This window comes from Niveispirillum sp. GW835-FHT14G11 (assembly GCF_058793615.1).
This window is the reverse complement of sequence record NZ_JBXAFZ010000012.1, coordinates 288901-302528: the sequence shown is the minus strand read 5'-3', so window position 1 is coordinate 302528 and position 13628 is coordinate 288901. Positions and strand designations below refer to the sequence as shown.

12 protein-coding genes are annotated in these 13628 nt (G+C 62.7%); 2 read left to right on the top strand and 10 right to left on the bottom strand.

Annotated features, from left to right (window positions below):
• Nucleotides 1-404: 404 nt before the first annotated feature.
• Together secY and AC1Q7F_RS22590 are read left to right on the top strand one after the other, a co-directional pair.
• Nucleotides 405-1748 carry a preprotein translocase subunit SecY gene (gene secY / locus AC1Q7F_RS22595; protein ID WP_492510797.1) on the top strand — a complete coding sequence of 448 codons (1344 nt, stop codon included), beginning with the start codon at nucleotides 405-407 and terminating at the stop codon, nucleotides 1746-1748.
• Complete coding sequence (locus AC1Q7F_RS22590) at nucleotides 1745-2389, top strand: adenylate kinase (RefSeq protein WP_492510796.1); 645 nt, start codon at nucleotides 1745-1747, stop codon at nucleotides 2387-2389. The genes secY and AC1Q7F_RS22590 overlap by 4 nt, the downstream gene beginning before the upstream one ends.
• A gap of 84 nt (nucleotides 2390-2473) precedes the next feature.
• Here the strand turns inward: AC1Q7F_RS22590 and AC1Q7F_RS22585 are convergent, their stop codons facing one another.
• The 10 genes from AC1Q7F_RS22585 to AC1Q7F_RS22540 all read right to left on the bottom strand — a co-directional run bounded on the left by AC1Q7F_RS22585 (nucleotide 2474) and on the right by AC1Q7F_RS22540 (nucleotide 13595).
• Nucleotides 2474-3499, bottom strand: coding sequence for a Rieske 2Fe-2S domain-containing protein (locus AC1Q7F_RS22585; protein WP_492510795.1), 1026 nt, complete (start codon nucleotides 3497-3499; stop codon nucleotides 2474-2476).
• Between the two features lie 321 nt (nucleotides 3500-3820).
• Complete coding sequence (locus AC1Q7F_RS22580; protein WP_492510794.1) at nucleotides 3821-5614, bottom strand: acyl-CoA dehydrogenase family protein; 1794 nt, start codon at nucleotides 5612-5614, stop codon at nucleotides 3821-3823.
• A 95-nt stretch (nucleotides 5615-5709) separates the two neighbouring features.
• A complete protein-coding gene (locus AC1Q7F_RS22575; RefSeq protein WP_492510793.1) occupies nucleotides 5710-7164 on the bottom strand; it encodes a TrkH family potassium uptake protein in 1455 nt (484 codons plus the stop codon).
• Nucleotides 7165-7324: 160 nt separating this feature from the next.
• A complete protein-coding gene (locus AC1Q7F_RS22570) occupies nucleotides 7325-7588 on the bottom strand; it encodes a DUF2312 domain-containing protein (protein WP_492510792.1) in 264 nt (87 codons plus the stop codon).
• A gap of 221 nt (nucleotides 7589-7809) precedes the next feature.
• Complete coding sequence (locus tag AC1Q7F_RS22565; protein ID WP_492510791.1) at nucleotides 7810-8709, bottom strand: DMT family transporter; 900 nt, start codon at nucleotides 8707-8709, stop codon at nucleotides 7810-7812.
• 93 nt (nucleotides 8710-8802) lie between these two features.
• Nucleotides 8803-10944, bottom strand: coding sequence for an elongation factor G (gene fusA, locus AC1Q7F_RS22560; protein WP_492510790.1), 2142 nt, complete (start codon nucleotides 10942-10944; stop codon nucleotides 8803-8805).
• 246 nt (nucleotides 10945-11190) lie between these two features.
• Nucleotides 11191-11598 carry a type II toxin-antitoxin system VapC family toxin gene (locus AC1Q7F_RS22555; protein ID WP_492510789.1) on the bottom strand — a complete coding sequence of 136 codons (408 nt, stop codon included), beginning with the start codon at nucleotides 11596-11598 and terminating at the stop codon, nucleotides 11191-11193.
• Nucleotides 11595-11846 carry a hypothetical protein gene (locus AC1Q7F_RS22550; RefSeq protein ID WP_492510788.1) on the bottom strand — a complete coding sequence of 84 codons (252 nt, stop codon included), beginning with the start codon at nucleotides 11844-11846 and terminating at the stop codon, nucleotides 11595-11597. Before AC1Q7F_RS22550 ends, AC1Q7F_RS22555 begins: the two co-directional genes overlap by 4 nt.
• A 120-nt stretch (nucleotides 11847-11966) precedes the next feature.
• The gene (gene rplQ, locus AC1Q7F_RS22545; protein ID WP_492510787.1) at nucleotides 11967-12389 is read right to left on the bottom strand and encodes a 50S ribosomal protein L17; all 423 of its coding nucleotides are present in this window, start codon (nucleotides 12387-12389) and stop codon (nucleotides 11967-11969) included.
• Nucleotides 12390-12578: 189 nt separating this feature from the next.
• The gene (locus tag AC1Q7F_RS22540) at nucleotides 12579-13595 is read right to left on the bottom strand and encodes a DNA-directed RNA polymerase subunit alpha (RefSeq protein ID WP_492510786.1); all 1017 of its coding nucleotides are present in this window, start codon (nucleotides 13593-13595) and stop codon (nucleotides 12579-12581) included.
• Between the last annotated feature and the right edge of the window lie 33 nt (nucleotides 13596-13628).

Sequence of the window (13628 nt, the reverse complement as noted above, 5' to 3'; positions counted from 1 at the left end):
CCAGCAAAGGCAATCGCCGAACTCTTGCCATGGAATTGGAAGGCAAAACCCTGAATGGGCCTACGCCGGATGCTTACTTTGGTGATAGCGCCGGTATAGGGGACACCAGACGCCTCCGGCCTGAAAAGCGCCCGGGCGGTATCGGCACAAGATGCCGCAGCCCCTACATTGGTGGCATTGACCCTGCCGCGTGCTGCCGGTATTCCCAAGCGTGAAAAGATGGTAGCAGCGGTTGAAGGCCCGACGGGCGGGCGGTGCGGTGTAGCGGACATCTGCCAGATGCACATGGCATCACGGCGCGGGTGTTTTTCATGTTGACCGCATGCCCATATGTCTTGTTGATACGCGTGAGAACGACTGGCCGGCTGTTTCGGCCAGCATTGTGACTTGCCAAGAGGCCTTTTATGGCATCCGCCGCTGAACAGCTTGCTTCTTCCATCAATTTCGGCGCCTTTTCCAAGGCGACGGAACTGAAGAAGCGGATTTGGTTTACCCTTGGGGCGCTGATCGTTTATCGCCTCGGCACCTACATTCCGCTGCCGGGCATCGATAGCGGCGCGTTCGCCAGCTTCTTCGCCAACCAGTCAGGCGGCATCCTGGGCATGTTCAACATGTTTGCCGGTGGTGCCGTTGAGCGCATGTCGATCTTCGCGCTCAACATCATGCCCTACATTTCCGCCTCCATCATCATCCAGCTGATGACCGCCGTGTCGCCGGCGCTGGAGACGTTGAAGAAGGAAGGCGAGTCGGGTCGCAAGCGCCTGAACCAGTATACCCGCTACCTGACGGTGGCGTTGGCCGTCGTGCAGTCCTATGGCCTGGGCCTGGGCCTGGAGGGCATGAATCAGGGCGGCGCGTCGGTCGTGATCGATCCAGGCTGGTTCTTCCGTCTGTCCACGGTCGTCACCATGGTCGGTGGCACCATGTTCCTGATGTGGCTGGGTGAGCAGATCACCGCTCGCGGTGTCGGCAACGGCATCTCGCTGATCATTTTCGCGGGTATCGTGGCAGCATTGCCGGGCGCCTTGGCGCAGATCCTGGAACTGGGCCGCACGGGCGCGATGAGCACTTGGTTCATCCTGGGTCTGCTGGTGTTGGCCGTCCTGGTGATCACCGGTATCGTGTTCTTCGAACGCGCACAGCGCCGCCTGATCGTGCAGTATCCCAAGCGCCAGATGGGCAACAAGATGTATGGCGGTGAGGCTTCTCACCTGCCGCTGAAGCTGAACACGGCCGGCGTCATCCCGCCGATCTTCGCGTCGTCGCTGCTGCTGCTGCCGCTGACGGCGGTGGGCTTCTCGTCGGCGGGCGGGCCGGAATGGCTGGCGACGGTCACGCGTTACATCGCCCACGGCACGCCGCTCTATATGCTGCTTTATACGGCGCTGATCGTTTTCTTCTGTTTCTTCTATACCGCCATCGTCTTCAATCCGACCGAAACGGCGGAGAATCTGAAGAAGTATGGCGGGTTCATTCCGGGCATCCGGCCCGGCAAGAACACGGCCGATTATCTGGACTTCGTACTGACCCGTTTGACGGTGGTGGGGGCCGCCTACATCACGGTGGTCTGTCTGCTGCCGGAAATCATGATGGCGGAATATGGGGCCGCCTTCTATTTCGGTGGTACCAGCCTGCTGATCATGGTCACGGTGACCATGGATACCGTGGCGCAGATTCACTCCCACCTGCTGGCGCATCAGTATGAAGGACTGATCAAGAAGGCCAAGCTGCGTGGGAGACGTGGATGAACCTGATTCTGTTGGGTCCGCCGGGCGCCGGTAAGGGGACGCAGTCCCAGCGCCTGGAGAAGAAGTACGGTACCGTACAGCTTTCGACCGGCGACATGCTGCGCGCCGCCGTGCGCAGCGGGTCGGAACTGGGCCAGCGCGCCGATGCCATCATGAAGGCGGGGCAGCTGGTGCCGGACGAGGTCATGATCGCCATGATCTCCGAACGGATCGACCAGCCGGACTGTGCCAAGGGCTTCATCCTGGACGGTTTCCCGCGCACGGTGCCGCAGGCGGCCGCATTGGACAGTATGCTGTCCGATAAGGGTCTGAAGCTGGATCATGTGATTGAGATGAAGGTGGACGGACCGGCGCTGGTCACCCGCGTCACGGGCCGCTTCACCTGTGCCAAGTGCGGCACCGGCTATCACGATACGTTCAAGCCGACGGCCATTGCCGGGGTTTGCGACAATTGCGGCTCCACCGAGTTCACGCGCCGCGCCGACGACAATGCCGAGACCTTCGGCAAGCGCCTGGCGGCCTATGAACGCGACACGGCCCCCATCCTGCCCTACTACGCCTCGCGCGGCGTGCTGAAGCAGGTGGGCGGCATGGCGGAGATCGACGAGGTCACCCGTCAGCTGGAAGCCATCATCGGCTGATCCAACGGGTCGGACGAAAACGCGAAAAGGGGCGGTTGCCGAGAGGGTGACCGCCCCTTTTTTCATTTCATTGCTTTGGAGTCCTCAGCTTCTCCAGCGCAAGACCGTATCCTTCACCGGATTGACGAAGTCCCGCCCCTCGGTCCTCGCGCGCTGATACTCGTTCTTCAGCTGGTGGTACCAGCGGGCCTGGGTATCGGCATCCCGGATCAGCATCAGGGTCGGGTCATGGGCCAGCCCCTGCTGCTGCATGACCACGATGTCCCGGTCCTGGCCCAGGAAGCGGCGGACGAAGCGGCGCAGGATGGGCTTGGCCAGATCGGCCCAGCCCAGGGTCCAGTAGAAGCTGTTGGTCACTTCGGTATTGTTGGCGTCCAGCGGCGTGACGGTGGTCAGGTTCACGATGCGGTGCCGGCCGGCGGCGATGTGCTCGGTCCGCACCCCGGGCAGCCGGAAGGTGATCTCCGTCTCCGGTGCCCCGCCCAGCAGCTTATAGGCAGCGGAGTTGGAGGAGGGGCGGTGCCGCTTCATGGCAAAGCCATAGGGGGCGGGACCAAAGGCCTTCGCCTTCTCATGGATGGACCGCGACGACCGCCAGAACCAGCTTTGGTGCACAAATGGCCCATGGGCGGGGTCCATCAGGCCGATGACGGCATGATCGACGGGGCAGGGGAAATGCATCACCTCCGTCAGGTTGGGCACCCTGCCATCCATGTCGGGCATCTGTGGCGGTTCGCCTTCCGGCACGCTGTCGCCCATCCAGATCCAGAGATTGCCTTGCGCCTCGGCCACGGGATAGCGGCGAACCTTGATGCGGGTGATATCAAAATCCTGCCCCTGGACCAGAGAGGGGATGGCGGTGCAGCCGCCATCGCCGTCGAATCGCCAGCCATGATAGCGGCATTCAACTTCCCGCCCGTCAAATCGGCCGCGGGACAGCGGGATGCCCCGGTGCGGACAGATGTCACGCAAGGCAAAGGCGTTTCCGTCATTGTCCCGCGCGAACAGGATGGGCTGACCCAACAGGGTCTTGGCCTGCATCTGTCCCCGTTTCAGTACGGCGGACGGCAGGGCGAAGTACCAGATGTCGGTCAGGAAGGCGGCTGTCATGGTTGGTCACGTCGAAAGCTGTCAAGGCCCGCACCATAACAGGACATGGGGTGCGGGTCAGGCCGGGGCGGTGGCCCAATTGCTGACTTTCCATGTCGGGTCTGCTATACTGAGACCCATCAATGCCCTTTTTGTGACCCTCTTTTTGTGACCATGGTCATCGGTCATCCGACGCCGCAGGCTTTCGGAGCAGGTCGGGTGTCAACTCTGAAACACCCTCTGTTTTTGTGTTTCACATTGTTGCATTGGCGGCTGTCACATTCGGAGTTTGGTCCTCCATCCTCCGAATGCGATCTGATCAGCGGCTGATTTCGCTGCCGTTTACAACCACGCCGTCTCCACATCCAGGACTGTGCGGTCCAGGCTGGTCAGAATGCCGGCCTGGGTGGCCGTCTTGGGCAGCTCATGGGCGAAGAACCAGCGGCAGGCCGCCAGCTTGCCGTTGAGGTGGTTGCCATCGCCCTTGCCCGCCGCCAGCCAGGCATCGGCGACCAGGGCCTGCCGCAGCCAGATCCAGGCCATGACGGTGTGCCCGAACATTTCCAGATAGGTGGTGGCATTGGCCAGCGACAGCGCCACCTGACCGCCGGCCCTGACCGTGCCCAGATGGGTGGTAACGGTGGCCACCCGTGCCAGCGCCTCGCCCAGCGATGCGGCATGGGCGGCCAGGGCCGGGCGGGACACGGCCTGGGTAATGGTGGCCGTGATCTCGGCACCCAGCACCGCCAGCGCCGCCCCACCCTCCATAAACACTTTGCGGCCCAGCAGGTCGTTGGCCTGGATACCGTAGGTGCCCTCATGGATCGGGTTCAGGCGGTTGTCGCGGTAATATTGCTCCACCGGATAGTCGCGGGTATAGCCATAGCCGCCCAGGACCTGGATGGCCCATTTATTGGCCTCCAGGCAATGTTCCGACGGCCAGGATTTGGCGATGGGCGTCAGCAGTTCCAGCAGCAGGGTGGCGCGGCGGCGGTCGGCCTCGTCCTCGGCCGTGCGCTCCTCATCCACCAGCCGGGCGCAGAGCAGGCAGAGCGCGATGGCACCTTCTGATGCGGCCTTTTGCTGCAGCAGCATGCGCCGCACATCGGCATGCTCGATGATGGGCACCATGGGGCTTGTCGGGTCGCGCGCTTCCAGCGGGCGGCCCTGCGGTCTTGTGCGGGCATAGTCGGCGGAATAGCGATAGCCGGCATAGCCAAGGGCCGCCGCCCCCAGCCCGACACCGATCCGCGCCTCGTTCATCATCTGGAACATGTAGGACAGGCCGTGATGGGCCTGGCCCACCAGGAAGCCCTGGCAGCGCCCTTCCTCGCCAAAGGACAGGATGGTGCTGGTGGTACCGCGATAACCCATCTTGTGCAGCAGGCTGACCAGCCGCACGTCATTGTCTGGGCCCAAGGTTCCGTCATCATTGACGCGGATGCGGGGCACGATGAACAGGCTGATGCCCTTCACACCGGCCGGTGCGCCCTTGATCTTGGCCAGCACCATATGGACGATATTGTCCGACAGCTCATGCTCGCCGGCGCTGATCCATTGCTTGGTGCCGGTGATGGTGTAGGAACCATCCTCATTGGGTGTGGCGCTGGTCCGGATGTCGGCCAGGCTGCTGCCCGCCTGCGGCTCCGACAGGGCCATGGTGCCAAAGAACCGGCCCGTCAGCATGGGCGCCAGGAACGTGGCCTGCTGCGCCTCATTGCCGAAACTGCGGATCAGGTTGCCGGCCCCGATGGTCAGGAACGGATAGGCGGCGGTGCTTATGTTCGCGGTTTGGAAAAAGCTGAAGGCCGCCTGCACGATGCACCAGGGCAGCTGCAGCCCGCCCAGTTCCTCATCATGATGGGCGGCCAGGAAGCCAGCGGCGGCGAAGGCATCCACCGCTTCCTTCACGGCGGGCAGCATCACCACCTTGCCGTTGATCCGTTCCGGCTCGTGCTTGTCGGCCTCGTGATAATGCGGCCCGAACTTCTCGTCCGCCAGGCCGGCGGCGGTGTCCAGCACCTGGCTCAGCGCGTCGCGGTCCAGATGGGAAAAGCGCGGGCGGGAGAGCAGGCTGTTCAGTTCCAGCAAGCCATCCAGGATGAAATCGATCTCGCCACGGTCCATCCGGCTCATGCCCGCACCCTCCCGATATCCGTTCATGGCCGAATCGTGCGCCGGCCTTTCAAACAGATGTTTAAAACTTTATTGGGGGAGTGTCGAGAGGCCTGTCAGCGTCGCCAGAAGGAGGGGCTGAGCAGTACGAAGACGGTGAACAGTTCCAGCCGACCCAGCAGCATGGCCAATGACATGACCCAGACAGCCATATCATGCAGAGGCTCATAATTGCCGACAGGGCCGATCATGGTCGACAGGCCAGGGCCGACATTGCCCAGCGCCGTCGCGGCGGCCGATATGGCTGTCACATAATCCAGGCCGGTCAGGCCCAGCAGCACGGCGAAGATCAGGATCAATGCGATATAGAGGAAGGTGAAGCTCATCACTGAGACGATGACGTCGGCATCCACCGGTTTGCCGTTATAGGTCAGCGGGATGACGCGGTTCGGGCTGAACAGCCGATTGATCTGCATGCGCAGGGCCAGCCACAGAATCTCGAACCGGAACATCTTGATGCCGCCGGAGGTGGAACCGGTGCAGCCACCGACCAGGGTCAGGATGAAGAACAGCGCCACCGGCCCCGGTCCCCACAGCAGATAGTCGGTGGAGGAGAAGCCTGTGGTGGTGATCAAGGACACGCAATTGAAGAAGGAATGGCGCAGCGCCTCCGTCAGGGGCAAATGATCCGTCACGACCAGATAGCAGGTCAGGATGCCCGCCACGATGCTGGTAAACGCCGCATAATGTCGGACCTGGCTGTCATGCCAGAGAGCCTTCACGTCACCCTTCATCATACTGATGAAGCGGACGAACGGCAGGCTGCCCAGGAACATGAACAGGATGATCACCCATTCGGCCGACGGATTCTGGAAATGCCCGATGGATGTGTCCTTGGTGGAAAAGCCGCCCGTACCCAACGCCGTCATGGCGTGGTTGATGGCGTCGAACATCGGCATCCCGGCGACCCGCAGCAGGATGATGCAGGCGATGGTCAGCGCCAGATAGACCCAGCCGAAGCCCAGCGCCATGTCGGCAGCGCGCGGCACCACCTTGTCGGACTTGTCCGACGACTCGCTCCGGAACAACTGCATGCCGCCGACACGCAGGAAGGGCAGGATCACGATGCCCATGCCGACGATGCCGATACCACCCAGCCAGACCAGCAGCGAGCGCCAGAGCAGCAGCCCCGGCGGCAGCGACTGAACGGAGGCATAGGCGCTGGCGCCTGTCGTCGTCAGGCCGGACATGGCCTCGAAATAGGCGTTGGCGAATGTCAGCCGCTGTTCGGCGAAGGTGAAGGGCAGGGCTGCGAACACGCCCACCACGATCCAGGCGAAACTGGTCAGCACAAAGGTCTGGCGCAGGGACAGCGCGATGCGATCCGACCGGTTCATCAATATCAGCAGCACGCCGAAGAACAGGGTCAGGGCCGATGATACGGCGAAGACCCGCCAATCATCCTGACCGGCCGCCAGATCGGCAATCATCGGCGCCACCATCGCGACCGCAATGACGGAGAGCAGAGCACCGATCACATAGAAGATGGGACGGACGTCCAGGGAGAGCATGGCACTCCGGTGGCAGGGCAGGATTCCGCCGCCAACCCGGCGCGGAATGCGTCACACACCCTTGTTGAAGGCGACGGTCCAGTCAAGGGCGCTTGTGCCGCGCGCAAATGGAACGGCCGGGGAAATCCCCGGCCGGCTTTCGATGATCCGACGGACCCGTTTATTCGATACCCAGCGCCGCCTTGTACAGATCCAGAAGCGCGTCCATCTCCTGGCGGTCTTCCTTGGCCATCTTGCGGATACGGATGATCTGGCGCATCACCTTGGTATCGAAGCCGGTGCCTTTGGCCTCGGCATAGATGTCCTTGATGTCGTCCTGGATGCCCTTTTTCTCCTCCTCCAGGCGCTCGATGCGTTCGATGAAGGAGCGCAGCCGGTCGGCCGCGATACCGCCGACATCATTGGAGGTTGCGGCGTCAGACATGGTGCCTCTTACCTTGCAAGATATGATGGAAAGTGCCGGGACCTTAGCCAGCCGGGATCGGGGAAGCAAGCCGGTTGCGCATCGACCCTGCCCATCACCGGGCCCAACGCCGCTCGGTGTGGCGCCCCGTGCGGCGGATGAACATCGCGTTGCCCCAGCTCTCCATGCCGATTTCAGCCTCGGCCAACCGGAATCCGAAGTCCTTCAGGATCTGGGGGGCTTCAGCCCCGCCGCAGCACCAGCGCCACACCCAATGCGGTCACGCCCATACCGGCCAGCGCCAGCGGGCCCAGCCTTTCCCCGAATAGGGCCCAGGCCATCAGGGCCGTGACCGGCGGCACCAGATAGAACAGGCTCGCGACCTTTGACGCCGCCCCGCGCCGGATCAGCGCAAACAACACAAAGATGGCGCCGATGGAGATGACGAGGGAGAGCCACAGCAGGGCGAAGACGAACCCTCCCGTCCATCGCACATGCATCGTCTCCAGCAGTGGGGCCAGCACGGCCAGGACGGCGCCCGTGGCGCCATACTGGATGGCCGTGCCGGTGCGCAGGTCCATGTCGGTGCAGTAGCGTTTCTGATAGAGCGTGCCGGCCGTGATGCCGAACAGGGCCATCACGCACAGGCCCAGCCCCAAGGGGGTGCCGACGCCCAGTGTCAGTTTCTCCCAGACCACGGCCAGGACACCGGCCAGACCCAGTCCCAGGCCCAGCCATTGCCGTCCGCTCAGCCGTTCCCCGAACAGCGGCCCGGCGGCCAGGGCGGTCAACAGCGGCTGAAGGCCGACGATGACGGCAACGGCGCCGGCCGGCACGCCCTGGGCCAGACCCATGAAGACGCCGACCAGATACAGCCCGTGGACCATCAGCCCGGCCAGCGCGATGCGCCCGACGGCGCGCCAATCCTGCGGCCAGGGCGCTTTCACCCAGACCGACGCGACGGCCAATATCGCCGCCACCAGCGCCATGCGCCAGAGCAGGAAGGTCAGCGGCTCCGCATGTGGCAGGCCCAGCTTGCCGCCGATGAAGCCCGTGCTCCACAGCAGGACGAACAGGGCAGGTGCCACCTTGCCCCAGTCGGGCATGGCGAGGCTGTTGGGGGGCGATGGCGCATTCATCATGGATCATCCGCAAACGGCAAACGGCCGCTCCCCTTTGAGGGGGAGCGGCCGTCGACCTTACGCACTGACCTGATAACGTGTGGTTATCTGGGATCAGTTGCTGTTCTTGCCCTGCTTGGCGACGATTTCGTCGGCAACGTTCTTCGGCACCGGATCGTAGTGCGAGAACTCCATGGTGTAGGAACCACGGCCCGACGTCATGCCACGCAGCTGGCCGATGTAGCCGAACATGTCGGACAGCGGCACATGGCTTTCGACGGCGATATTGTTGCCGCGCTCGATCTGACCCAGGATCGTGCCACGACGACGGTTCACGTCGCCGATCACGTCACCCAGGTAATCCTCGGGCACCACAACCTCGACCTTCATGATCGGCTCGAGCAGCACCGGGCCGGCCAGCTTCATCGCTTCGCGGAAGCAGGCCTTGGCGGCGATTTCGAACGTCAGGGCGTTGGAGTCGACGTCGTGGTACTTGCCGTCGATCAGCGTGGCCTTGAAGTCCACAGTCGGATAGCCGGCGATCACGCCATCTTCCTTCTGCATCTGCAGGCCCTTATCGACCGACGGGATATATTCGCGCGGAACCGTACCGCCGACGACCTTGTCCTCGAACAGATAGCCTTCGCCACGCTCGCGCGGTTCGAAGATGATCTTCACTTCGGCGAACTGGCCCGACCCACCGGTCTGCTTCTTGTGGGTATAGATGTGCGTGACCGGACGGGTGATGCTCTCACGATAGGCCACCTGCGGACGACCCATGACGCCTTCCACACCGAACTCGGTGCGGACGCGGTCCAGGGTGACTTCCAGGTGCAGCTCGCCCATGCCGCGCAGCAGCGTCTGGCCGGTTTCCTTGTCGGTCTCCAGACGCAAGCTGGGATCGGCGCGGACCATCTTGCCGATGGCGGCGCCGAACTTGTCCTGGTCCGTGCGGTTCTTCGGCTCGATCGAGACGGAGATCACGGGCTCGGGGAAGCGCATGCGCTCCAGCACCACGGGCTCGCTGGGATCGCACAGGGTGTCACCGGTATCGGTCTCGGCCAGCGACACGAAGGCGACAATGTCACCGGCGCGGCACTCGTCCAGATCGTTGGTGTCCTTGGCGAACATCTCCACGATGCGGCCGACGCGCTCACGCTTGCCACGGGTGGCGTTGTACAGGGTCGTGCCCTTGGACACGACGCCCGAATAGACGCGCACGAAGGTCAGCGAGCCGTACTTGTCGTTCAGCACCTTGAAGGCCAGGCCCGAGAACGGCTCATCATCGGAGCACAGACGCTCGCCGTTCGGGTTACCATCGGGATCCACCGTTTTGATGGCTTCCACGTCGGTCGGGGCCGGCAGGTACCAGACCACGGCGTCCAGCAGCTGCTGCACACCCTTGTTCTTGTAGGACGAGCCGCACAGCACCGGCACGAAGGCGCCGGTCAGCGTGGCCTTGCGGATGCAGGCGCGCAGGGTGTCGGCCGACGGCTCGGTGCCGTCCAGATAGGCTTCCATCGCCGCGTCGTCCATTTCGACGGCGGCGTCGACCAGCTCGGTACGGTACTGCTTGTACTGGGACAGCAGCTCACGATCGTAGGCGTTGGTGATCTTCAGCTTGTCGGCCAGATCATCCGTGACGTCCCAGACCTCCCACTTGGCGTCCTTCTCTTCGGAGAACCAGACATAGGCCTTCATCTCGACGAGATCGATCAGGCCGTGGAAATCGTCTTCCGACCCGATCGGCATCTGCAGGCAGATGGGACGCGAGCCCAGGCGATCCACGACCATCTTCACGGTGCGGCGGAAGTTCGCGCCCGAGCGGTCCATCTTGTTGATGTAGCACATGCGCGGAACTTTATAGTTGTCCGCCAGGCGCCAGTTCGTCTCGGTCTGCGGCTCAACGCCGGCCACACCGTCGAACACCACGACCGCGCCGTCGAGCACGCGGAGCGAGCGGTTCACCTCGATGGTGAAATCCACGTGGCCCGGGGTGTCGATGACGTTGATCTTCTTGTCCTTCCAGAAGCAGGACACGGCCGCCGACTGAATCGTGATGCCGCGCTTCTGTTCCTGCTCCATATAGTCGGTCGTCGTCGACGTCTTCAGATCCTTGGTATCATGAACGTCGATGATCGTGTGCTTGCGGCCCGTATAATACAGGATGCGCTCGGTCGTGGTCGTCTTGCCGGCATCGACGTGGGCGATGATGCCGATATTCCGAATATCAGAAAGCGGGGTAGTGCGGGGCATTAGAAGGGCTCCGTCGTCCAGCGTCGTGTCAAACAGATCAACCGACCCGGCGTGGTGAGGTCGAGTGGCATGGCTAGAGCGGGAGGACCACGGATAAGGCGATACCGATCCCGCACGAAAAAAACCGGGGTGCCGATAGACGCCTAGCGCCTCGGTTCCCCGGTGGCGGCCTATTTAGCGCGGTTGGGCGCGGATGCCAAGGGGGGATATGGCATGACCGGTAAGCGCGGGGGGATGGGGAGGGAGTTACCGGGTAACGGCAGGCTCAAGTGCTTCCCCGCCAGAGGAGATCCACAGGGCACGCGCCTTGGCATCGAATGAGATGAAGATATCGCCACCCATGGCCTCGCCTTGATGGGCGATAGCGCCATCGCCGAAGTCGCCACCGGTGCGGAGGAATGCCAAGCCGGTCTGTACTGCCAGATCATCCGTGACGACGGTATCGACGGATAATATCGTTTCGATAGCGGTGGCGATGCTGCGTGGTGGAAGCCGGTAACGGCTGCGCAGAACCCATGCGACTTCACAGAATACGGTTAAGGGTATCGCTATAAGCGCGGCATTGGCCAAGATCGCTTGAGCTGACATAGTTTGATCAGGATCATCTTCGACCAAGGCCCGGATGAGGACGTTGGTGTCGAGCGTGACCTTCACCGCTCTCCAGCCCAGCCGGCGGCGGCGGCCTCGTTGATCTCCTCAATCGTCAGGACCGGTTGCCCTGGGCGCTTTAATATACCGAAGATGCTGGAGATCGGCAGACCCGACTTGGCACGGACCTGTGCGCGGCCGGAGGGCAGCAGATCAATCACCAGCTTGTCGCCTGGAGACAGGCCGAGGTGGCGCATAACCTCCGGCTGCAGGGTTATCTGCCCTTTGGTTGAGATTTCGGCTTCAATCGACATGGCAACCTCATCTGAGGATCGCAAAGTACACCAGCACTGTACCATTCCCCGCCCTAAATGAAAAACCCCGCCAGGATCGCTCCCGGCGGGGTTTCTCGAACTCGAACCACTCACCTGAAATCAGGCGGCGGCCTCTTCGTCGTCGGCAACGATCACCGGGCCGCTGTCCAGGCCCTTGGCCGACACGTCGCGGTCAACGAACTCGATGATGGCCATGGGCGCGTTGTCGCCATAGCGGAAGCCGGCCTTCAGGACGCGGGTATAGCCACCCTGACGGTCCTTGTAGCGCTCGGCGATGACGGTGAACAGCTTGTTCACAACGGCATTGTCGCGCAGCTCGGCATAGGCCAGACGCTTGTTGGCGAGGCCGCCTTTCTTGCCCAGCGTGATCAGCTTCTCGACGATCGGACGCAGGTCCTTGGCCTTCGGCAGGGTCGTCTTGATCTGCTCATGCTTGATCAGGGCGTTGGCCATGTTGGAGAACATGGCCAGACGGTGGGAGGTGGTGCGGCTGAACTTACGCCCGGACATTCCATGACGCATGGGTACTCTCCTTCATAGCATGGCACCGCTGGGCGGAACCGATGGCGATCCTTGCAAGCGCCGGTACCCTTTCGGGCCAGTACGGCAAGGTTTGGGCGGAATGCCCAGAAACTTTTGCACTGCCTTGACCGGCAAGGCGGTCAAGGGGAAGGCGGCGGACCATAGGGACCGCCGCCGACAAGGTCAAGCTCAGTACGGCTCTTCCAGACGCTTGGCCAGGTCCTCGATATTCTCGGGCGGCCAGTTCGGGATCTCCATGCCGAGATGCAGGCCCATCTGGGCCAGCACTTCCTTGATCTCGTTCAGCGACTTGCGGCCGAAGTTCGGGGTGCGGAGCATCTCCGCCTCGGTCTTCTGCACCAGATCGCCGATATAGACGATATTGTCGTTCTTCAGGCAGTTGGCCGAACGGACCGACAGTTCCAGCTCGTCCACCTTGCGCAGCAGGTTCTTGTTGAAGGGGATCTCGTCCGCCTTCGACTCGGCCACGGCCGCCTGCGGCTCTTCGAAATTGATGAACATCTGCAGCTGGTCCTGCAGGATGCGGGCGGCGATGGCCACCGCGTCTTCCGGCGTGACGGCGCCATTGGTCTCAACGGTCAGCAGCAGCTTGTCATAGTCCGTGGTCTGGCCGACGCGGGTGTTCTCCACCTTGTAGGCGACCTTGCGGACGGGGGAGAAGATGCTGTCGACCGGGATCAGGCCGATCGGGGCATCTTCCGGACGGTTCAGGGAGGCGGGGATGTAGCCCTTGCCCGAATGAACGGTCAGTTCCATGTTCAGGCGCGCACCGGAATCCAGCGTGCAGATCACGTGATCGGGGTCCAGCACCTCGATATCGGCGCCGGTGTCGATCATACCGGCAACGACGTTGCACGGACCTTCGGCGCGCAGACGCATGCGGCGGGGGCCTTCGGCGCCCATCTTCAAACCCATCGCCTTGATGTTCAGGACGATGTCGGTCACATCCTCGCGCACGCCGGGGATGGAGGAGAATTCATGCAGCACGCCGTCGATATGGATCGACGTGACAGCGGCACCCTGCAACGATGACAGCAGGACGCGACGCAGCGAATTGCCCAGCGTCAGAGCGAAACCACGCTCCAGCGGGCCAGCGACGACGATGGCTTCACGCTTCGGGTCGTTGCCCGGCGTGATTTCCAACTTGTTCGGCTTTTCGAGAGTCTGCCAGTTCTTCTGGATCACAGCTGTGCCTCTTGCCATCGGGGTAGAACAACA

Coding starts and splice junctions, on each gene's coding strand:
- AC1Q7F_RS22585 (WP_492510795.1), bottom strand. CDS start 3,499: ATGACAGCCGCCTTCCTGACCGACATCTGGTACTTCGCCCTGCCGTCC.
- AC1Q7F_RS22550 (WP_492510788.1), bottom strand. CDS start 11,846: ATGTCGATTGAAGCCGAAATCTCAACCAAAGGGCAGATAACCCTGCAG.
- secY (WP_492510797.1), top strand. CDS start 405: ATGGCATCCGCCGCTGAACAGCTTGCTTCTTCCATCAATTTCGGCGCC.
- AC1Q7F_RS22575 (WP_492510793.1), bottom strand. CDS start 7,164: ATGCTCTCCCTGGACGTCCGTCCCATCTTCTATGTGATCGGTGCTCTG.
- AC1Q7F_RS22565 (WP_492510791.1), bottom strand. CDS start 8,709: ATGATGAATGCGCCATCGCCCCCCAACAGCCTCGCCATGCCCGACTGG.
- rplQ (WP_492510787.1), bottom strand. CDS start 12,389: ATGCGTCATGGAATGTCCGGGCGTAAGTTCAGCCGCACCACCTCCCAC.
- AC1Q7F_RS22590 (WP_492510796.1), top strand. CDS start 1,745: ATGAACCTGATTCTGTTGGGTCCGCCGGGCGCCGGTAAGGGGACGCAG.
- AC1Q7F_RS22580 (WP_492510794.1), bottom strand. CDS start 5,614: ATGAGCCGGATGGACCGTGGCGAGATCGATTTCATCCTGGATGGCTTG.
- AC1Q7F_RS22570 (WP_492510792.1), bottom strand. CDS start 7,588: ATGTCTGACGCCGCAACCTCCAATGATGTCGGCGGTATCGCGGCCGAC.
- fusA (WP_492510790.1), bottom strand. CDS start 10,944: ATGCCCCGCACTACCCCGCTTTCTGATATTCGGAATATCGGCATCATC.